Source organism: Streptomyces sp. NPDC088157, assembly GCF_044741545.1.
Classification (GTDB): domain Bacteria; phylum Actinomycetota; class Actinomycetes; order Streptomycetales; family Streptomycetaceae; genus Streptomyces.
In genome coordinates, this window is record NZ_JBIUSU010000010.1 from 334019 (window position 1) to 355764 (window position 21746).

General features: G+C 74.7%; 7 protein-coding genes. 5 read left to right on the top strand and 2 right to left on the bottom strand.

The annotated features are described in order from the left end of the window. The first annotated feature begins 391 nt into the window (after positions 1–391). From ACIPFH_RS35765 to ACIPFH_RS35780, 4 genes are all read left to right on the top strand, one after another. Complete coding sequence (locus ACIPFH_RS35765) at positions 392–742, top strand: VOC family protein (RefSeq protein ID WP_401833254.1); 351 nt, start codon at positions 392–394, stop codon at positions 740–742. An 876-nt stretch (positions 743–1618) separates the two neighbouring features. Beyond that, complete coding sequence (locus ACIPFH_RS35770) at positions 1619–2398, top strand: BTAD domain-containing putative transcriptional regulator (RefSeq protein ID WP_401833256.1); 780 nt, start codon at positions 1619–1621, stop codon at positions 2396–2398. A gap of 209 nt (positions 2399–2607) precedes the next feature. Beyond that, entirely contained in the window at positions 2608–2877 is a 270-nt protein-coding gene (locus ACIPFH_RS35775; protein ID WP_359130281.1) for a hypothetical protein, read from the top strand. Beyond that, positions 2874–3575 carry a 4'-phosphopantetheinyl transferase gene (locus ACIPFH_RS35780; protein ID WP_401833259.1) on the top strand — a complete coding sequence of 234 codons (702 nt, stop codon included), beginning with the start codon at positions 2874–2876 and terminating at the stop codon, positions 3573–3575. The genes ACIPFH_RS35775 and ACIPFH_RS35780 overlap by 4 nt, the downstream gene beginning before the upstream one ends. A 219-nt stretch (positions 3576–3794) precedes the next feature. On the opposite strand, the gene ACIPFH_RS35785 is transcribed toward ACIPFH_RS35780, so the two are convergent. Both ACIPFH_RS35785 and ACIPFH_RS35790 read right to left on the bottom strand, forming a co-directional pair. Continuing rightward, positions 3795–5189, bottom strand: coding sequence for a class II 3-deoxy-7-phosphoheptulonate synthase (locus tag ACIPFH_RS35785; protein WP_401833262.1), 1395 nt, complete (start codon positions 5187–5189; stop codon positions 3795–3797). 663 nt (positions 5190–5852) lie between these two features. Next, positions 5853–6686: a shikimate dehydrogenase family protein gene (locus tag ACIPFH_RS35790; RefSeq protein ID WP_401833264.1), complete on the bottom strand. Its 834-nt coding sequence runs from the start codon at positions 6684–6686 to the stop codon at positions 5853–5855. Between the two features lie 230 nt (positions 6687–6916). Between ACIPFH_RS35790 and ACIPFH_RS35795 the strand changes: the two genes are divergently transcribed. Further along, the gene (locus ACIPFH_RS35795) at positions 6917–21643 is read left to right on the top strand and encodes an SDR family NAD(P)-dependent oxidoreductase (protein WP_401833267.1); all 14727 of its coding nucleotides are present in this window, start codon (positions 6917–6919) and stop codon (positions 21641–21643) included. Positions 21644–21746: the final 103 nt, after the last annotated feature.

Below are 21746 nucleotides of genomic sequence, written 5' to 3' on the forward strand. Positions count from 1 at the left end.
ACCGCGGGCGTGCGCCTCTGCACTGCCGGGCGCGGCCGGCTCACCGTCTGCCAGCTGCCGTCTGCTGCCTGCCTGTGCGCCCGGCCCCAGCGCGGTCGAGGCGATTGGCTCCGTCCTGCGCCTGCACGACGCCGGCCGGCCGCGCCCTCGCCGGCCCCGAGGACCTCATCGCCGCGGTCCGGCAGGGCCTTTGCCTGCTGCGGTAGCGCGGCGGCGCACTCGGCGGCTGCCTCGGGCGGCACCGGACTTCGCCCCGCCCCGCCCCGACGGTGTTTGCTGCCACGCAGCGCAGTCGTCGTGTCATCGGATGCGGCCGGAGGTCTCCTGGACCTGAGCGTGCCAGGATGCCCGGGACACGACCGCGAGCACGTCGACGGGGCAGGAGCAGGCCATGATCAGCGGTGCACATGTCATCCTCTACAGCCAGGACGCCGAGGCGGACCGCGCCTTCCTGCGTGACGTCCTCGGCTTTCGCGGCGTCGACGCGGGCGGCGGCTGGCTCATCTTCAAGCTGCCCCCGGCCGAGGTGGCCGTGCACCCGGCCGACGGCCCGCCCCGGCACGAGTTCTTCCTGATGTGCGACGACCTCGATGCCCAGCTCGGCGAGTTCCGCGCGCAGGGCGTCGAGATCACCCGCCCGGTCAGCGAACAGCGCTGGGGCAGACTGACTGCGATCCGGCTCCCCAGCGGCGCCGAACTGCCGCTGTACGAACCGCTGCACCCCCTCGCCCACAGCCTGTGACCCCAGCACCCGGCTCACCGTGACGAACCCCAGGGCGGCCGCGGAGCGCCGGTGGCGCCACCACAGGAAGACCGTCCGCATCGGACATCGCGTGCGGAGCGGTTCGTCACACTGCGGCCCGGTGCGCGGCGCCGGGACGTTGTGCCGCCGGACCCGGCCGCCGCAGGCCAGGGCGCCGCGGCCGGCCGGCTTCCGATGACACCGGACGGACGGCATCACGCATGCAGGGCCGGCGGGCGCGGTACTGCGCGCCGGCTTCCGTCTCGGCGGCCGGACAGCGGGGCCCAGGAGACACCGGCGCGGGCGGCCCTGAAGGACCGCAGCCGCCCCCGGACCGCCCGCCCCCAGGCCGCCCGCCCCAGGCCGCGTCGCCCCGGGAGGCAGCGGCCCCGGGAGGCACGGCGGCCGGCCGGTCCGAAGACCCCGGGGGAGGGTCACGCCCGCCGCCCGCCGCCCGCCCCGCCGCCCGCAGCGGTCCGGGCCGCGCGCGGGCGGGCTCGCTCGCAGCCGCCACCCGCCGTGGGGACGGGCCGCCACCCGCCGTGGGGTGTGCCGCCGCATGCCGGTCACGTCGTACCGTCCGGGCGCGGCCACAGGTGAACGGGGCTCTCCAGGACCAGGGACTCTCCAGGACCATAAGAAACGGCCGTGCCGGTTTTCTGGGAAGGGCGGAGGATGGAGCAGGGAGCTCGGGGCGGTAAGTTTTGTCCGTTTTCGTGCGGGAAATGAGGCGTCTTGGGCCCGGCGGGGCGGGAGTTGCGGTCCCTTTGGCCGTCGGCGGGGCCGTTGGAGTGACGTGGTCAATCGCTTGACAAACAGTACAGTCGGTTTGTTTACTTGGGGCCAGTAACGGACTGTCAAACGCGTGGGGGAAAGATGCAGTTCAATCTGCTTGGCCCGCTCGAGGTCGTCGCCGACCGGGCTCTGCCGCTGGGCGGTGTGGTCCAGCGGGCCACCCTTGGCTATCTCCTGCTCAACCCGAACAAGGTGATCGCCACCAGCCGCCTCATCGCGGCCCTGTGGGGCGACGACGCGCCGATGACGTCACGGAAGATGGTGCAAAACGGCGTCTCCGGTATCCGCAGGCTCCTCGGCCAGGCCGGCGCCGGCAGCCGCGGCGTCGGCCTGGTCACCGCTCCGCACGGCTACCAGTTGCGGGTGGACGTCGACTCCGTCGACGCCTTCCGTTTCCGCCAGCTCGCCGCCGCGGGGCGTGCCGAACTCGCCGCGGGCTTCCCGGACGTGGCTGTCGACTCCCTCGCCCGGGCGCTCGGCCTGTGGCGCGACTCCGTGCTCGTCGACCTCGCCGAGGTCGGCATCGGCTGGCCCTCCTTCGCCCAGCTCGAGCGGGAGCGCCTGACCGTCTACGAGGACTGGGCGGCCGCCGCACTGGAACTGGGCCGCCACCGTGAACTCGTCGCCGACCTCGAGCAGGCGGCCGCCGCCTCTCCCACCCGCGAACGGCTGTGCCACCAGCTCATGCTCGCCCTCTACCGCTGCGGCCAGCAGACCGAGGCGCTCGCCGCCTACCGCCGCACCCGCCAGGCGCTCGTCGACGTCCACGGCCTTGACCCGACGCGGGACCTCAAGGAACTGGAGCGCGCGATCCTCAACCAGGAGCCGCGCCTGCTGGGCCGCCACCCGCAGCTCGTCTGACGCGGGAAATCCGGGCGGGAATTCCCGGAACCGGCCACCGGGACAGACCCGGCCGACCCGGCAGGCCCGGAAAAGGGAAGACCTCCGCCCGGGAAATGGGGCGGACCCAAGGAAATACAGGGGTGGGCCAGGGGATTTCCCCGCGCGGCCGGAACTCCTACCCTTTCGGCGAAAGGGAAAGCCTCGTGGCCGGACAAGGAGGGGTCAGCGTGTCCGCTCAGTCATCCGATACCGTCACCGTCACCGCCCTGCACACCGCCGAATACGGCGCCGTATCCGCACAGAGCCAGGAAATTCCCGCCGCGGACGCCGCGGTGCCTTCCGCGATAAGCGTCAACGTCGCACTCGGCGCCGCCATCGGCATCTTCACCGGAAGGCTCGGCTCGTACGGCGGCGCGGACCTGGACGAGAGCGCCGCGACCCGCGCCGAGCGCTACACCGCCCTCGCCTGGCGCCACCCGGCCCTGCTGCCGGAATGAGCGCGCGGGCCGCCCTCGCGCCGCTGCTCGCGCCGCCCGTCGTCTTCGCCGAGGAGTTCGGGGACCCGCCGCACGCCCGCCTCCTGCCCGGCGAGGCCGCCCATGTGGCGCGCTGCGTGCCCGAACGCAGGCGCGAGTTCACCACCGTACGGCTGTGCGCCCGCCGCGCCCTGGCCCGCCTCGGCGAACGGGCCGTCGCGCTGCCGCCCGGTCCCGGCGGGGCCCCGCGGTGGCCGGACGGTGTCGTGGGCAGCATGACGCACTGCCGGGGCTACCGCGCGGCCGCGCTCGCCCGGCGGCGCGACGTGGCGGCCCTCGGCATCGACGCCGAGCCCGCCGAACCGCTCACCGACGGCCTGCTGGAGACGATCGCCCTGCCCGGCGAACGGGCACACGTGCGGCTGCTGCTGCGGGCACGGCCGTCGATCGCGTGGGACCGGCTGCTGTTCAGCGCCAAGGAGACGGTGTACAAGACGGCGTTCACGGCGACCGGCACACGGCTCGGCTTCGACGACGCGGCGATCACCCTGGACCCCGTCGGCGGTTCCTTCCGGGCCCGGCTCGCGCTCCCGGGGATCACCGTGGGCGGACAGCCCCGCACCGTGCTCGACGGGCGCTGGAGCGCCGCCCGCGGACTGCTGCTGACCGCTGTCACCCTCCCCGCCGCCGGCCCTGCCCCGCCCACGGTGCGGCGGTGAGGAAGACACCCGCCGCACCGCCGCCGGCCCGGCGGTGAGCAGGACACCCGCACCGCGAGCCCGCACAGCACACAACGAGCGCCCGCAGAGGAGCCCGCACCAGGTGCACCCGCACAAGGAGCGCCCGGACAAGGAACACGCAGAAGGAACACGCAAAGGAGCGCACGCATCAAGGGGCGCCCGCGGTCCGCGGGCGCCCCTCGATGCGTGGCGCGAGCGTCATGGGCGGAGCATCTCGGCCACCAGGAAGGCCAGTTCCACCGACTGTTTCGGGTTGAGCCGGGGATCGCAGTTCGTCTCGTAGCGCAGCGCCAGCGATGCCTCGTCGAGCTGCTCGGCACCGCCCAGGCACTCGGTGACGTCGTCGCCGGTGAGTTCGATGTGCAGTCCGCCCGGGTGGCTGCCCACCTCCTTGTGCACCTCGAAGAAGCCCCTCACCTCGTCGAGGATCCGGTCGAAGCTGCGGGTCTTGTAGCCGCTGGCCGCCTCGTAGGTGTTGCCGTGCATCGGGTCGCACTGCCACACCACCCGGTGGCCGCTCGCCTCGACCTTCTCCACGATCGCCGGCAGGACCTCGCGCACCTTCTCGCTGCCCATCCGGCTGATCAGGGTGAGCCGGCCCGGCACATTGTCCGCGTCGAGGCGCTCGACGTACTCCACGGCCTGCTCGGGGGAGGTACCAGGGCCGATCTTGAGGCCGATCGGGTTGGCCAGCAGCGAGGCGAGCGCGATGTGCGCGCCGTCCGGCCGGCGGGTGCGCTCCCCGATCCACAGCATGTGCGACGACAGCCCGTACAGCCGCGGCTCGCCGGCCGCGGAGCCCGCCAGGCGCAGGAGGCCGTGCTCGTACTCCAGCAGCAGTGCCTCGTGGCTGGCGTAGATCTCCGTGGTGTGCAGGGCGCCGTGGTCGGCGCCGGAGGCGGCCATGAAGGCCAGGCCCCGGTCGATCTCGCCGGCCAGCGCCTCGTAGCGCTCACCGGCGGAGGAGGTGCGCACGAAGTCGCGGTTCCAGTCATGGACGCGGTCCAGGTCGGCGAGGCCCGAGGCGGCCATGGCGCGCACCAGGTTGAGGGAGGCGGCCGAGTGCGCGTACGCGCGCAGCATCCGGGAGGGGTCCGCGGCGCGGGCGCCCGGGGTGGGGTCGAGGGCGTTGACGATGTCGCCGCGGTACACCGGCAGGCCCAGCGCGTCCGTCGGGCTGGAGCGGGGCTTGGCGTACTGGCCGGCGATACGGCCGATCTTGACCACGGGGAGGCTGGCCGCGTACGTGAGGATCACGGCCATCTGCAGCAGCGTGCGGATGTTCGCGCTGACGTGGGACTCCGTGTTGCCGTCGAAGGTCTCCGCGCAGTCGCCGGCCTGCAGCAGGAACGCCTGTCCCCGCGCCACCTGGGACAGCCTGTCCTGCAGACGGTCCACCTCGCCGGGCACGACGAGCGGCGGGAGGTGCGTCAGCGCGTCCCGCGCCGCCCGGGCGCGGGCCGGGTCGGGCCACTCGGGCTGCTGGTCGGCGGGCCGGGCCACCGCGTCCGCCAGCCGGGCTTCGATGTCGTCGGGGAACCGGGCGCGGCCCCGGGGCCGCCGGTCGGTGATGTCGCCGATCGTGGGATTCATGCGCGCAAGGCTAAGAAGGCCCCGGCCACGCCGCAGGAACCGCACGTTCTCTCCCGGGCAACCCGGCAGAGAACCCGGCAAGGCGCCCGCACGGCGAGGCGGGGCGGCAGGACAGGGGCGTGGCCGGGGGGCGGGCGGGCCGCCGGCCCCGCCCGCCCCCCGGCTCGCGCACACGCCCCCGCGCAGCCCGGGCTCCCGCCCAGGTCCCGGCTTCCGGCCCCGGCCCTCGCCCCCGGCTTCCGGCCTTGGCTTCCGGCCCCGGCCCTCGCCCCCGGCTTCCGGCCCCGGCCCTCGCCCCCGGCTTCCGGCCCCGGCCCTCGCCCCCGGCTCTCGGCCTTGGCTTCCGGCCCCGGTCCTCCGCCCAAGTCCCCGCCCCCACCCCCGGGTCCGGCCTCGCCCCCGGCTCTCAGCCCCGGCCCTCGCCCCCGGCTTCCGGCCTTGGCTTCCGGCCCCGGCCCTCGCCCCCGGCTTCCGGCCCCGGTCCTCCGCCCAAGTTCCCGCTCCCACCCCCGGGTCCGGCCTCGCCCCCGGCTCTCGGCCCCGGCTTCCGGCCCCGGCCCTCCGCCCAAGTCACGGCCCCGCCCAGAGGTCCGGCCCCTCCCGGCCCCCCCGGTGGGCCGCCCCGTCCAGGCCCGCCCCTGTGGGCGTCTGCCGCCGGTGTGTTCAGCCGGGCCGGGCGGCCGGGTGCAGCGCGAAGAACTCCCGGTACAGGTGCAGCTGCTGGGACAGCATGTGTTCGCCGTGGTGGACCGGGAGGCCGTGCGCGCCGGCCGCGCGCAGCAGGCGGGTCTCGCGCGGGGTCATGACGATGTCGGCGACCACCGTGCCCGCGGCGAGCCGCGCCGGGTCGAAGGGCAGGGGGTCCTGTGCCCGCAGACCCAGCGGGGTCGCGTTGACCACCAGGTCCGCCGCGGTGCCGGCCGGGAGCCGGCCCGCACGCACCCGGCCCGGCGCGTGCCCGGACAGGCGGTCCACGAGCGTGCGCACCCGGCCGCGGTCCACGTCGACGACGTCCAGGCGGTCCACCCCGGCCAGCACCAGGGCCGCCGCGATCGCGCCGCCCGCCCCGCCCGCCCCCACCAGCGTCACCCGCCGGCCGGCCGGCGCATGACCGGCGGCGGCCAGCCCGGCCACGAAACCGGCCCCGTCGAAGTTCTCCGCATACCAGCGCCCGTCCGCGCCGCGCCGCAGCGCGTTGGTGGCGCCCGCCAGCTCCACCGCCGCACTGCGCACCTCGGCGAACTCCCGCGCCGCCGCCTTGTGCGGGACGGTCACCAGCAGCCCGTCCACATTGCCCGCCCGCTGCAGCCCGCGCACCACCTCCCCCAGATGAGCGGCCGGCGCCTCGACCGGCACCAGCACCGCGTCCACACCCAGCTCGGCGAAGACCGGGTTGAGCATCTGCGGCGCCCGCACCTGCCGCACCGGATCACCCAGCACCGCGAACAGCCGCGTACGGCCGGAAATCCCCGCCGCCGCCCCAGGGGAATACGACATCGAAACGCCTCCCGTCACTTCGCTTTCACACCGGCCCGTGAGCTGCGGAAATTATCCCCGCATTACGCCGCACCGGCCCGGCGCATACCCCCCGCATACCCGGCCGGCCGCCGATACAGGGCCCTCCTAGGGGGGGTGATAGTGGCCCACGGCCACGGCCGGAATGTGACGCTGAAGTCCGCTCCCGTGAGCCTTTCCACGAGTCTTCTTCCGATGAGGAGTATTTCGCCATGCTGCGAACCGAACTGATCCGCCCGGTGCCTCAGCTGCTGAGGGCGAACTCCGACCGCTTCGGAAACAAGACCGCCTACCGTGACGCCAGGCGCAGCGTGAGCCATATGGAACTGGAGGCCCGCACCCGCAGGATCGCCGGCCACCTGGCCGGCCTGCGGCTGCAGCCCGGCGACCGGGCGGCGATCCTGCACGGCAACAGCGTGGAATTCGTCGAGAGCTACCTCGCGATCACCCGGGCCGCCGCCGTCGGCGTCCCCCTCAGCCCCCGCCTGACCGAGTCCGAACTCGCCCACCTCCTGGACGACAGCGGGGCCCGGGTCCTGATCACCGAGCCCTCCCACCTTCCCCGCGTCACCCGCCTGGCCAAGGACCGCCCGCAGCTGCGGATCGTCGTCACCGGCGACGCACCCGCCCCCGCGGGCACCGTCTCCTTCGAAGAACTCGCCACCACCGAACCCGCCGAAGGCGCCCGCGACGACCTCGGCCTGGACGACGTCGCCTGGATGCTCTACACCTCCGGCACCACCGGCCGGCCCAAGGGCGTGCTGTCCACCCAGCGCAACTGCCTCACCTCCGTGGCCGCCTGCTACGCCCCCATACCCGGCCTCACCCACGAGGACCGGGTCGTCTGGCCGCTGCCGCTGTCCCACAGCCTCGCCCACATCGTCTGCGTGCTGACCGTGACGGCCGTCGGCGCCACCGCCCGGATCGTCGACGGCCTGTCCGCCGAGGAGATCCTCGACGCCGTACACGAGGAACGGGCCACCTTCCTGGCGGGCGTGCCGACCATGTACCGCTACCTCCTGCAGGCCGCCCGGGAGAGCGGCTTCAGCGCACCCGACCTGCGCATGTGCCTGGTCGGCGGGGCCATCACCACCGCCGACCTGCGCCGCTCCTTCGAGGAGGTCTTCGGCGCCCCGCTGCTGGACGCCTACGGCTCCACCGAGACCTGCGGCTCCATCACCATCAACTGGCCCACCGGCGCCCGCGTCGAGGGCTCCTGCGGACTGCCCGTGCCCGGCCTGGACGTGCGCCTGGTCGACCCCGGCACCGGCGCGGACGTCCCCGCCGGCGCGGAGGGCGAGGTCTGGGTCAAGGGCCCCAGCGTCATGGTCGGCTACCACAACCAGCCCGAGGCCACCGCCGCCGCCCTGCAGGACGGCTGGCTGCGCACCGGCGACCTGGCCCGCCGCGACGAGCAGGGCTACTTCACCGTCACCGGCCGCATCAAGGAACTGATCATCCGCGGCGGCGAGAACATCCACCCCACCGAGGTCGAGGACGTCCTGCGCACCGTGCCCGGCGTCGCCGACGTCGCGGTCGCCGGCCGGCCCCACGACGTGCTCGGCGAGGTCCCCGTCGCCTTCCTCGTCCCCGCGGCCCAGGGCGTCGACCCCGAACGCCTCTTCGCCGCCTGCCGCGAACACCTCGCCTACTACAAGGTGCCCGAGGAGCTGTACGAGATCGAGCGCATCCCCCGCACCGCCACCGGCAAGATCATGCGGCACGTCCTGCTGGAGCGCCCGGCCCGGCTGCGCGCCTCCGGCGACGGCCGCTACGAGCACCTCCTGCGCACCGACTGGCTGCCGCTGCCGTCCGTGCCCGCCCCCCGCCCCGTCCCCGGCCGCTGGGCGCTGGCCGGCGACATCTACGGCACACAGCTCACCGGCGCCCTGCGCGACCTCGGCAACACCGTGCACACCCACCTCTCCCTGGGCGGCCTGGCCGGCCTGGCCGGCGTCGACGCACTCGCCGGCATCGACGCACTCGACACCCTGGTCGAAGAGCTCACCGCCGGAGCCGACGCCCCCGACGTCGCCGTCCTCCTCCTGGGCGACGCCCACGGCACCGGCCCGGCCGGCCGCACCGACGGGATCGAGGCGCTCGTCGCCCGGCTCACCGAGGCCCTCGACACCTGGCTCGCCCAGGAACGCACCGCCGCCGTACCGCTCGTCGTCGCCACCCACGACGCCGTCGCCACCGCAGCCGACGACGCCCTCGACGGCCTCGCCCACGCCGCCGTGTGGGGCCTGCTGCGCTCCTACCAGAGCGACTTCCCCGACCGGCTGATGCTGATCGACCTGGGAGCCGACGAGGACAGCGACACCCCCCGCCTCGCCGCCGCCCTCAGCCTGGCCGTCGCCGCGGCCCAGCCGCAGAGCGCCATCCGCGACGGCGTCGTCCTGCGCCCGCGCCTGGTGCGCGCCGCGGCCGCCGGCAGCGCCTTCTCCGCCGCCACCGGGGCCCGCGCCGGCGCCCCCGACACCAGCGGCACCGTCCTGGTGACCGGCGCCGGCGCCGCCGCCGAACACCTCACCCGCCACCTCGCCGCCCTGTACGGCGCCCGCCGCATCCTGCTGGCCGGCCCCGACGCCCGCGCGCACACCGCCCTGCGCGACGAACTCGCCCGCGCCGGCGTCGACGTACGCGTGCAGACCTGCGACGTCGCCGACCGCAAGGCCCTGGCCAAACTGTTCGCCCGCTCCGCCCCGCCGATCACCGCGGTCGTGCACACCGCCGGCCGCGAGGACCTCGCCACCCGCCAGGGCCGCCGCCACGCCCTGCAGGGCGCCCTCGCCCTGCACGAGCTCACCAAGAACTCGGTGCTCGCCACGTTCATCGTGATCAACACCGTCGACGGTCTCCTGGGCACCCCCGACCACGGGGCGGCCGCGGCCGCCGCCGCGGCCCTGGACGCCCTCGCCGGCCACCGCCACGCCCGCGGCCTGCCCGCGCTGTGCCTGGCACTGGGCCCCTGGGACGGCGCCGCCGCCACGGCCGCATCCCCCTGGCCGGCCGGCCCGCTGTCCGTACACGACGCCCTCGCCATGTTCGACGCCGCGCACACCGTCGCCCAGCCCCAGCTGGCCGCTGTACGGGCGGACGTGAGCATGCCCGGCGACGGCGAGGTGCCCGCACTCCTGGCCGAACTCATCGACATCCCGCGCGCCGCGGGCGCCGCCCCCGACGAACGCGCCACAGGCCTCCTGCGGGCCCGCCTGGAGGGCCTGCCCGAGGCCGAGCAGCAGCGCGCCCTGCGCGAACTGGTCGCCGAACAGGTCGCGGCGATCACCGCTGCCGCCGCGCCCGACCCCGGCCGCAGCTTCAAGGAACTCGGCTTCACCTCCGCCACCGCCGTCGCACTGCGCAACCGCCTCACCCGGGCGACCGGGCTGCGCCTGCCGGTCACCCTCGCCTTCGACCAGCCCACACCCGCCGCCGTCGCCGCCGACCTGTACCGCCGCCTGTGCGGCCTCCCCGACGCCGAGCCGGCCCCCGGCGTGCCCGAGACGTCCGCCTTTGACGAACCGGTCGCGATCGTCGCCATGGGCTGCCGGCTGCCGGGCGGCGCCGTCGGCCCCGAGGAACTGTGGCGCCTGGTCGCCGACGGCACCGACGCCATCACCGACTTCCCCGACAACCGCGGCTGGGACCTCGAACACCTCTACCACCCCGACCCCGACCACCCCGGCACCTCCTACGCCCGCCACGGCGGATTCCTCCCGCAGATCGCCGACTTCGACGCCGCCTTCTTCCAGATCTCCCCGCGCGAGGCCGTGGCGATGGACCCGCAGCAGCGGCTGCTGCTGGAGACCTCCTGGGAGACCTTCGAACGGGCCGGCATCGACCCCACCGGCCTGGGCGGCGCCCACATCGGCGTCTTCAGCGGCCTCATGCACCACGACTACGGCAGCGACATCCAGCAGCTGCCCGAGGGCACCGAGGGCTACATCGGCATCGGCATGGCCGCCAGCGTCGCCTCCGGCCGCGTCTCCTACACCCTCGGCCTGGAAGGCCCGGCCGTCACGGTCGACACCGCCTGCTCCTCCTCCCTGGTCGCCCTCCACCTCGCCGTGCGCTCCCTGCAGAGCGGCGAATGCTCCATGGCCCTCGCCGGCGGCGCGGCCCTGATGCCCACCCCCGGCGTCTTCGTGGAGTTCTCCCGCCAGCGCGGCCTGGCCCCCGACGGCCGGGCCAAGGCCTTCTCCGCCGCGGCCGACGGCACCGCCTGGTCCGAGGGCGTCGCCGTCGTCCTCCTGGAACGCCTCTCCGACGCCCGCCGCAACGGCCACCCGGTCCTCGCCGTGGTGCGCGGCACGGCCGTCAACCAGGACGGCGCCTCCAACGGCCTGACCGCCCCCAACGGCCCCTCCCAGCAGCGCGTCATCCGCCAGGCCCTCGCCAACGGCCGCCTGGCCCCCGCCGACGTCGACGTCGTCGAGGCCCACGGCACCGGCACCACACTGGGCGACCCCATCGAGGCCCAGGCCGTCATCGCCGCCTACGGCCACAACCGCACCGACGACCACCCCCTGTGGCTGGGCTCGCTGAAGTCCAACATCGGCCACGCACAGGCCGCGGCCGGCGTCGCCGGCGTCATCAAGATGACGATGGCCCTGCGCCACGAGGAAATCCCCAAGACCCTGCACGCCCAGGAGCCCACCCCCCACGTCGACTGGTCGGCGGGCGCGGTGGAACTGCTGACCGAGGCCCGCCCGTGGCCCCGCCAGGAAGGCCGGCCGCGCCGGGCCGGCATCTCCTCCTTCGGCGTGAGCGGCACCAACGCCCACGTGGTGATCGAGGAAGCCCCCCTCGCCGACGAACCCGCCACACACCAGGAGGAGTTCACCGGCCCGCTGCCGTTCGTCGTCTCGGCCCGCTCCGCAAAGGCCCTGACCGCGCAGGCCGAGCGGCTGGCCGACCACCTGCAGACGGCAGAGCAGTCTCCCGCGGACGTCGCCTACTCACTGCTCACCACCCGCGCGGCCCTCGACCACCGCGCGGCCGTCGTCGCCGCCGGCCGGGAGGAGGCGGTGGCCGCCCTGCGGGCCGTCGCCGCCGGCGAGCACGGCACGGCGGCCACCGACGGCCGTCTGGCCGTGCTCTTCACCGGACAGGGAGCCCAGCGACTGGGCATGGGCCAGGAACTGTACGAGACGTATCCGGTCTTCGCTGAGGCCTTCGACGCGGCGGCGGCGGAACTGGACCGGCATCTGCCCCGGCCGCTGAAGGACGTCGTCTTCGGCGACGCGGCCGCGCTTGAGCGCACCGAGTTCACCCAGCCCGCCCTGTTCGCCGTCGAGGTGGCGCTGTTCCGGCTGGCGCAGTCGTGGGGAGTGCGCCCGGACTTCGTCGCCGGGCACTCCATCGGTGAACTGGCCGCCGCCCATGTGGCGGGGGTGTGGTCGCTGGCCGACGCGGCCCACCTGGTCGCGGCGCGGGGCCGGCTGATGCAGGCACTGCCCGCCGGCGGCGCGATGATCGCCCTGCAGGCCACCGAGGCCGAAGTACTGCCCCTGCTCACCGGCGCAGTCGCCATCGCCGCCGTCAACGGACCCACGTCCGTGGTCGTCTCGGGCCTCGAGAGCGACGCCGAGACGCTCGCCGCACACTTCGCCGCACAGGGCCGCAAGACCAAACGGCTCACGGTCAGCCACGCCTTCCACTCCCCGCTGATGGACCCCATGCTGGACGGCTTCCGCCAGATCGCAGCCCAGCTCACCTACCACCAGCCGCACATCCCGCTGATCTCCCACCTCACCGGCAAACTGGCGACCCCGGCCGAACTCACCACCCCCGAATACTGGGTACGCCACGTGCGTGACGCCGTCCGCTTCGCCGACGGCGTGGCCGCGCTGCACGAGCAGGGCGTCACCGTGTTCCTGGAGGCCGGCCCGGACGGTGTCCTGAGCGCCCTCGCCCAGGGCTGCCTCACCGACAGCGACGCCACCGCGTTCATCCCCCTGCTGCGCGGCGGCCTGAGCGAACCCCGCGCCGCCGCCACCGCCCTGGGCCGCCTCTTCGAGCACGGCGTCGCCCTGGACGGCGAGAACGTCTTCGCCGGCACCGGCGCACGCCGGACAGACCTGCCGACCTACGCCTTCCAGCGCGAGCGGTACTGGCTGCAGGACGCCGGCCGCAGCGCCGACGTCCTGGGCGCCGGACTCGCCGGGGCCCAGCACCCCCTCCTCGCAGCGATCACCCAGCTCCCCGAATCCGGCGGCGTGCTGGCCACCGGCCTGCTCTCACTGCGCAGCCATCCCTGGCTGGCCGACCACGCCGTCTCGGGAACCGTCGTCGTCCCGGGCGCCTCCCTGGTGGAAATGGTGGTGCGCGCCGGCGACGAGGCGGGCACGAGCACCATCGAGGAACTCGTCATCGAAGCCCCCCTCGTGCTGCCCCCGACGGGCGCAACACGCATCCAGATCGTCGTGGGCGGCGAACAGGACGGACACCGCACCGTCAGCCTGTACTCGGCCGCCCAGGACGCCGCACCGCAGACCCCCTGGACCCGGCACGTCACCGGCACCCTCACCCAACAGGCCGCCGCACCACCACGGTTCGACTTCACCGTGTGGCCGCCCGCCGGAGCCCAGCCGGTCGCCCTCGACGGCTTCTACGACGCCCGGCGCGAAGCCGGCCTCGAGTACGGGCCCGCCTTCCAGGGCCTGCGGCACGTCTGGCGGCGCGGCGAGGAGGTCTTCGCCGACGTCACCCTCCCCGAAGGACAGACGGCCCAGGCCTTCGCCCTGCACCCCGCACTGCTGGACGCCGCCCTGCAGAGCGGCATGTTCTGCCCCGGACAGGAAACACACCCAGGCCGGACCCGGCTGCCGTTCGCCTTCAACCAGGTCAGCCTGCACGCCTTCGGCGCCACCACACTGCGCGTGCGCGCGGTCGGCGCCGGCGCCGACGGCATCCGCCTGAGCCTGGCCGACCACAGCGGCGCCCCCGTCGCCGACGTCGGCTCCATGGTGCTGCGCCCGCTGTCCACCGAACAGCTCGGCGCCGCCGGCACCCCCGCATCCGACTCCCTGTTCCTCCTCGACTGGACCCCCCTGACCACAACGGACACCGACCCGGCCCCCACCGCGGACGCCGGCGACACCCTCGCCGACTTCACCGCCCCCCTCGCCGACGGCCCCCGCGCCGCCCTCGACCTGACCACCCGCGCACTGGCCGTCCTCAAGGGCCACCTCGGCACGCCGGACGGCCGCCTCGTCGTCCTCACCCGCGACCCGCTCACCGATCCGGCCGCCTCGGCCCTGTGGGGCCTGGTGCGCTCCGCCCAGTCCGAGAACCCCGGCCGGATCGTCCTGGCCGCGCTCGACGACGACCCCGCCTCCCGCGACGCACTGCCCGCCGCCCTCGCCTGCGGCGAAGGCCAGCTGGCCGTCCGCGCGGGCCGCGCCAGCACACCCCGCCTCGCCCGCGCCGCCTCCGACACCCTCACCGTCCCGGCCGGCACCGACGCCTGGCACCTGGACGTCACCGCCCCCGGCACCCTGGAAAACCTGGCCCTGCTGCCCAGCCCCGAGACCCGCCGGCCGCTCGCCGAGGGAGAGGTCCGCATCGCCGTACGCGCGGCGGGCCTGAACTTCCGTGACGTGCTCATCGCCCTCGGCATGTACCCGGGCACCGCCCACTTCGGCGGCGAAGGCGCCGGCGTCGTCCTGGCAACCGGACCCGGCGTCACCTCACTCACACCCGGCGACAAGGTGATGGGCCTGTTGCGCGACGGCTTCGGCCCCGAGGCGCTCGCCGACCACCGCCACCTCGTGCGGATGCCCGCCACCTGGTCCTACGAACAGGCCGCGAGCGTCCCGATCGTCTTCACGACCGCCTACTACGGCCTGTTCGACCGGGCCGGACTGCGGGCCGGCGAGTCCGTGCTGGTACACGCCGCCGCCGGCGGTGTCGGCATGGCCGCCGCCCAGCTGGCCCGGCAGGCCGGCGCCGAGGTGTACGGCACCGCCAGCCCCGGCAAGTGGGACGCCCTGCGCGCAAACGGATTCGACGAGCAGCACATCGCCAGCTCCCGCACCCTCGCCTTCAAGGACGAGTTCCTCCACGCCACCGGCGGCCGCGGCGTCGACGTCGTCCTGGACGCGCTCGCCCACGAGTTCGTCGACGCCTCACTCGGCCTGCTGCCGCGCGGCGGACGCTTCCTGGAGATGGGCAAGACCGACATCCGCGACCCCGACGCAGTGGCGGCCGCCTGCCCCGGCGTCGACTACCAGGCGTTCGACCTCGTCGAGGCCGGCCCCGACCGCGTCCAGGAGATCCTCACCGAACTCGTCACCCTCTTCGAACAAGGAGCCCTGACCCCCCTGCCGGTCAGGGCCTGGGACGTCCGCAGGGCCCCCGAGGCCTTCCGCCACCTCAGCCAGGCCCGCCACATCGGCAAGGTCGTCCTCACCGTGCCGTGCGCCCTCGACCCCGACGGGACCGTCCTGGTCACCGGCGGCACCGGCACCCTGGGCGCGCTCCTGGCCCGGCATCTGGTCGCACAGCACAAGGTGAGGCATCTGCTGCTCGTGGGCCGGCGCGGCCTCAGGGCCGAGGGCGCGGCCGAACTCGCCGCAGAACTGGCCGAGTTGGGCTGCGAGGTGCGGATCGAGGCCTGTGACGTCGCCGACCGCGACGCGCTGGCCGCACTGCTGGCGTCGGTGCAGCGGCCGCTGACGGCGGTCGTGCACACCGCGGGTGTCCTGGACGACGGGGTGATCGCGGCGCAGAGCCGGCAGCGGCTGGAGACGGTGTTCCGGCCGAAGGCCGAGGCGGCCTGGCACCTGCACGACCTCACCCGCGACCTGGACCTGGCGGCGTTCGTCCTGTACTCCTCGGCGGCCGGTGTCCTGGGCAACCCGGGGCAGGCCAACTACGCGGCGGCCAACGCCTTCCTGGACGGCCTCGCCCACCACCGCCATGCGCTGGGCCTGCCCGCCACCGCCCTGGCCTGGGGCATGTGGTCCGAAGGCATGGCCACCACCCTGGACACCGCAGCCCTCCAGCGCAACAAACGCGACGGCATGCTCGGCATCACCGCCCAGGCCGGCCACGCCCTCTTCGACGCGGGCCTGCGCTCACCCCAGGCCGCACTCGTCCCGGCCCGCCTGGACCTCGCGGGCCTGCAGTCCCGCGCCGCGACACACGCCGTACCCCCCCTCCTGCGCGGTCTCGTACGCCAGAGCAGGCAGGCCGCCAACACCCAGACGGCACCGGCCGGCTCACTCCTGCAGGAACTCACCGCACTGACCCGCCAGGAACAGGACCTGCGCCTGCTCGACGTGGTCCGCGCCCAGGCCGCCACCGTCCTGGGCCACTCGGCCGCCCACACCGTCGAGGAGGAACGGGCCTTCAAGGACGCCGGCTTCGACTCGCTGACCTCCGTCGAACTGCGCAACCGCCTCTCGGCCGCCACCGGCGTCCGCCTCGCGGCGACCGTCGTCTTCGACTACCCCACGCCCCTCGCCCTGGCCGGCCACCTCCACGACGAACTCGGCCTCACGAAACCGCCACAGAACGCCGCCGCCACCGGACCGGCCCAGCACACCGGCCCCGACCACGGGCCGTCCGCCACCCCCGACGAGCCCATCGCGATCGTCGCCATGGGCTGCCGCTTCCCGGGCGGCGCCACCAGCCCGCAGGCACTGTGGCAGCTGGTCGCCGACGGCACCGACGTCATGGGCGCCTTCCCCGACAACCGCGGCTGGGACCTGGACACCCTCTTCGACCCGGACCCGGACGCCGCCGACAGGTCCTACGTCGACCGAGGCGCCTTCCTGCACGACGTCGGCGAGTTCGACGCGGCCTTCTTCGGGATCTCCCCGCGAGAAGCCGTGGCGATGGACCCGCAGCAGCGACTGCTCCTGGAGACCTCCTGGGAGACGGTGGAACAGGCCGGCATCGACCCCACGACCCTGCGCGGCTCGGACACCGCGGTCTTCACCGGCATCATCAGCCACGACTACACCGTCCGCCTCCAGCGGGCACCCGCGGAACTCCAGGGCCTCAGACTCACCGGCACCGCGGGCAGCGTCGCCTCCGGCCGCGTCTCCTACACCCTCGGCCTGGAAGGACCGTCCGTCAGCGTCGACACCGCCTGCTCCTCCTCCCTGGTCGCCCTGCACATGGCCGTGCAGGCGCTGCGCAGCGGCGAGTGCTCGATGGCCCTCGCCGGCGGCGTGATGGTCATGGCGACACCGGACACCTTCGTGGAGTTCTCCCGCCAGCGCGGCCTCGCCCGCGACGGCCACGTCAAGGCGTTCTCCGCCGCGGCCGACGGCACCGCCTGGTCCGAGGGCGTCGGCGTCCTGCTGGTGGAGAAACTCTCCGACGCCCGCCGCAACGGCCACCCGGTCCTCGCGGTGGTGCGCGGCACGGCCGTCAACCAGGACGGCGCCTCCAACGGCCTGACCGCCCCCAACGGCCCCTCCCAGCAGCGCGTCATCCGCCAGGCCCTCGCCAACGGCCGCCTGGCCCCCGCCGACGTCGACGCGGTGGAGGCCCACGGCACCGGCACAGCCCTCGGCGACCCCATCGAGGCCCAGGCCCTGCTCGCCACCTACGGGCGCGACCGGGGCGAGCAGGACCCCCTGTGGCTCGGCTCCGTGAAATCCAACATCGGCCACTCGCAGGGCGCCGCCGGCGTGGCGAGCGTGATCAAGATGGTGATGGCGCTGCGCCACGAGGAGCTGCCGAAAACGCTGCATGTGGATGAGCCGACACCGAAGGTGGACTGGTCGGCGGGCGCGGTGGAACTGCTGACCCAGGCCCGCCCGTGGCCCCGCCAGGAAGGCCGGCCGCGCCGGGCCGGCATCTCCTCCTTCGGCGTGAGCGGCACCAACGCCCACGTGGTGATCGAGGAAGCCCCCCTCGCCGACGAACCCGCCACACGCCAGGAGGAGTTCACCGGCCCGCTGCCGTTCGTCGTCTCGGCCCGCTCCGCAAAGGCCCTCACCGCGCAGGCCGAGCGGCTGGCCGACCACCTGCAGACGGCAGAGCAGGCTCCCGCGGACGTCGCCTACTCACTGCTCACCAGCCGCGCGGCCCTGGACCACCGGGCCGTCGTCGTCGCCGCCGGCCGTGAGGAGGCGGTGGCCGCTCTGCGGGCGGTGACGGCCGATGCCCCGGCGGTCTCGGGCGGCCGTCTGGCGGTGCTGTTCACCGGTCAGGGAGCCCAGCGCCTGGGCATGGGCCAGGAACTGTATGAGACGTATCCGGTCTTCGCTGAGGCTTTCGACGCGGCGGCGGCGGAACTGGACCGCCACCTGCCCCGGCCGCTGAAGGATGTCGTCTTCGGCGACGCGGCCGCGCTTGAGCGCACCGAGTTCACCCAGCCCGCACTGTTCGCCGTCGAGGTGGCGCTGTTCCGGCTGGCGCAGTCGTGGGGGGTGCGCCCGGACTTCGTCGCCGGGCACTCCATCGGCGAACTGGCCGCCGCCCATGTGGCCGGGGTGTGGTCGCTGGCCGACGCGGCGCGTCTGGTGGCGGCGCGGGGCCGGCTGATGCAGGCACTGCCCGCCGGCGGCGCGATGATCGCCCTGCAGGCCACCGAGGCCGAAGTACTGCCCCTGCTCACCGGCGCAGTCGCCATCGCCGCCGTCAACGGACCCACGTCCGTGGTCGTCTCGGGCCTCGAGAGCGACGCCGAGACGCTCGCCGCACACTTCGCCGCACAGGGCCGCAAGACCAAACGGCTCACGGTCAGCCACGCCTTCCACTCCCCGCTGATGGACCCCATGCTGGACGGCTTCCGCCAGATCGCAGCCCAGCTCACCTACCACCAGCCGCACATCCCGCTGATCTCCCACCTCACCGGCAAACTGGCGACCCCGGACGAACTCACCACCCCCGAATACTGGGTACGCCACGTGCGTGACGCCGTCCGCTTCGCCGACGGCGTGGCCGCGCTGCACGAGCAGGGCGTCACCGTGTTCCTGGAGGCCGGCCCGGACGGTGTCCTGACCGCCCTCGCCCAGGAGATCCTCGACGGCGCCGACGTCCACCTCACCACCCTGCTGCGCCGCGGCCGCGGCGAGCGCGAGTCCGCGCTCACCGCACTGGGCAAGCTGCACACCTGCGGCCGGCCGGTCGACTGGACCGCGCTCTTCGCGGGCACCGGCGCCCGCCGCGTGGACCTGCCGACCTACGCCTTCCAGCGCGACTGGTACTGGCCGCAGGCCTGGGGCGGCGCGGGTGACGCCTCCTCGCTGGGGCTGAGCGGCGCCGGCCACCCCCTGCTCGCAGCGCTCACCCGGCTGCCCGAGACGGGCGGGGTGCTGGCCACCGGCGTGCTGTCGGCCCGTACGCACCCCTGGCTCACCGATCACGCCGTGGCCGGGACCCTCGTCGTCCCCGGCGCCGCACTGGCCGAACTGGTGATGCGGGCCGGCGACGAGGCAGGCGCGGGCACCATCGACGAACTCGTCATCGAAGCCCCCCTCGTCCTGCCCGGCACGGGCGCCGTGCGCATCCAGGTGTCGGTCGCGGCCGCCGACGAGCTGGGCCGGCGCCCGGTCACGGTCCACTCCGCTGCGCAGGGCGCCGACGCCGACACCCCCTGGACCCGGCACGTCACCGGCTTCCTCACCGAAGCCGACCAGGACGCCGGCTTCGACCTGGGCGTCTGGCCGCCCGAGCGGGCCCGACAGGTCGACCTCGACGGCTTCTACGACCGTCAGCTCGACGCCGGATACCGCTACGGGCCCGCCTTCCAGGGCGTGCGGGCCGCGTGGACCACCGGCGAGGAGGTCTACGCCGAGGTCGTCCTGCCCGAGGGGCAGTCCCCCGAGGGCTTCGGCATCCACCCCGCACTGCTCGACGCCGCCCTCCAGACGAGCGGACTGCTCCCCACGGCGGGCGACCCCGCCCCGGGGACGACGCGGCTGCCGTTCGCCTGGAACGAGGTGGCCCTGTACGCCTCCGGCGCCACCGCGCTGCGGGTGCGCGCGGCCCGTACCGGCGCCGACGGCATCACGCTGGAGATCGCCGACCACACCGGCGCCCCCGTCGCCGCCATCGCCGCCCTCACCATGCGTGAGGTCGCCGCCGAGCAGCTCGGCACGGCACAGGGCCCCGCCCACGACAGCCTGTACCGCCTGACCTGGACACCGCTGACCCTGCCCGAACCCGCCGGCGCGGCCGACTGGCCCGCTCCGCTCGAGGCCGCCGACGAGCCCGCCCTGCGCGCTCTGGCCGCGGACGCACCCCCGTGGGTCCTGCTGGACCTGCCGGACCCGGGCAAGGAGGGTGCCGGGCGTGCCCACGAGAGGGCGGCCCGCACGCTCGGCGTGCTGCAGGCATGGCTGGCCGAGCCGCGCTTCGAGCACTCCCGGCTGGCCGTCGTCACCCGCGGCGCGGTCCGCGACGTCAGCGACCCGGCCGCCTCGGCGGTCTGGGGGCTGGTGCGCACCGCGCAGTCCGAGAACCCGGGACGGATCGTCCTCATCGACACGGACGAGCGGTCCGCCGGCCTGCTGCCGGCCGCTCTCGCCTCGGGCGAACCGCAGCTCGCCCTGCGCGACGGCGAGGCCGGCGCACCCCGCCTCGCCCGCGAACCGCAGCCGGCCCAGGACGCCTTCGCACGCCTCGACCCCGACGGCACCGTCCTGGTCACCGGCGGCACCGGCACCCTGGGCGCGCTCCTGGCCCGGCATCTGGTCGCACAGCACAAGGTGAGGCATCTGCTGCTCGTGGCCCGGCGCGGCCTCAGGGCCGAGGGCGCGGCCGAACTCGCCGCAGAACTCACCGGGTTGGGCTGCGAGGTGCGGATCGAGGCCTGTGACGTCGCCGACCGCGACGCGCTGGCCGCACTGCTGGCGTCGGTGCAGCGGCCGCTGACCGCGGTCGTGCACACCGCCGGCGTCCTGGACGACGGGGTGATCGCGGCACAGAGCCGGCAGCGGCTGGAGACGGTGTTCCGGCCGAAGGCCGACGCGGCCTGGCACCTGCACGACCTCACCCGCGACCTGGACCTGGCGGCGTTCGTCCTGTACTCCTCGGCGGCCGGTGTCCTGGGCAACCCGGGGCAGGCCAACTACGCGGCGGCCAACGCCTTCCTGGACGGCCTCGCCCACCACCGCCATGCGCTGGGCCTGCCCGCCACCGCCCTGGCCTGGGGCATGTGGTCCCAGGCCAGCGGCATGACCGCCCACCTCGACGGCGCCGGCCCGGCGCGCGGCAAGCGCGACGGCATGCTCGCCCTGCCCAACGCCGACGGGCTCGCCCTGTTCGACGCGGCGCTCTCCTCCACCCAGGCGCTCCTCGTCCCGGCCCGCCTGGACCTGGCCGACCTGCGCTCACGCCCCTCGGACGGCACCGCCAACGCCGTCCCGGCGATCCTGCGGGGCCTGGTGGGGCCGTCGGCCAGGCGCACCGCCAGGACCGCGGCCGCACCGGCGGGGCAGACGCTCCTGCAAAGGCTCGCGGGCCGCACCCCGCAGGAGCGCACCCAACTGCTGCTCGACGTGGTGCGGGTGCAGGTCGCAGGCGTCCTGGGAGTGGCCAACCCGGCCACCGTCGACGCCGGCCGGGCGTTCAAGGACGCCGGCTTCGACTCCCTGACGGCCGTCGAGTTCCGCAACCGGCTCACCGAGGCCACCGGGGTCCGGCTGCCCGCGACCCTCGTCTTCGACCACCCCACGCCCGCGGCCCTCGTCGAACTGCTCCAGGAGCAGCTGCGGCCCGAGGAGGCGCCCACCGCCGGAACACTGTCGGTCCTGGACGAACTGGACCGGCTGGAGCGGGCGATGACGGCCGGCCCGGCCGACGACAGAACCGACCCTGCCGAGCGGGCCCAGCAGGTCACCCAGCGGCTCAAGGCACTCACCGCGCAGTGGGAGAGCCTGCACCCCGACCCCACCGACGACCTGGACCTGGACACGGTCACCGACGACGAGATGTTCGCCCTCATCGACAACGAGCTCGGTCTGTCCTGAACGCCACGACAACCGGAAACGACACCGGACGACACCGGGACATGGACAGCGAAGGGACACAGAGACAGACATGAGCCACACCAGCGAGGACAAACTCCGCGAC

Excerpts from the sequence above, each read along its gene's own strand:
- ACIPFH_RS35765 (WP_401833254.1), top strand. The coding sequence starts at position 392 with ATGATCAGCGGTGCACATGTCATCCTCTACAGCCAGGACGCCGAGGCG.
- ACIPFH_RS35770 (WP_401833256.1), top strand. The coding sequence starts at position 1,619 with ATGCAGTTCAATCTGCTTGGCCCGCTCGAGGTCGTCGCCGACCGGGCT.
- ACIPFH_RS35780 (WP_401833259.1), top strand. The coding sequence starts at position 2,874 with ATGAGCGCGCGGGCCGCCCTCGCGCCGCTGCTCGCGCCGCCCGTCGTC.
- ACIPFH_RS35785 (WP_401833262.1), bottom strand. The coding sequence starts at position 5,189 with ATGAATCCCACGATCGGCGACATCACCGACCGGCGGCCCCGGGGCCGC.
- ACIPFH_RS35790 (WP_401833264.1), bottom strand. The coding sequence starts at position 6,686 with ATGTCGTATTCCCCTGGGGCGGCGGCGGGGATTTCCGGCCGTACGCGG.
- ACIPFH_RS35795 (WP_401833267.1), top strand. The coding sequence starts at position 6,917 with ATGCTGCGAACCGAACTGATCCGCCCGGTGCCTCAGCTGCTGAGGGCG.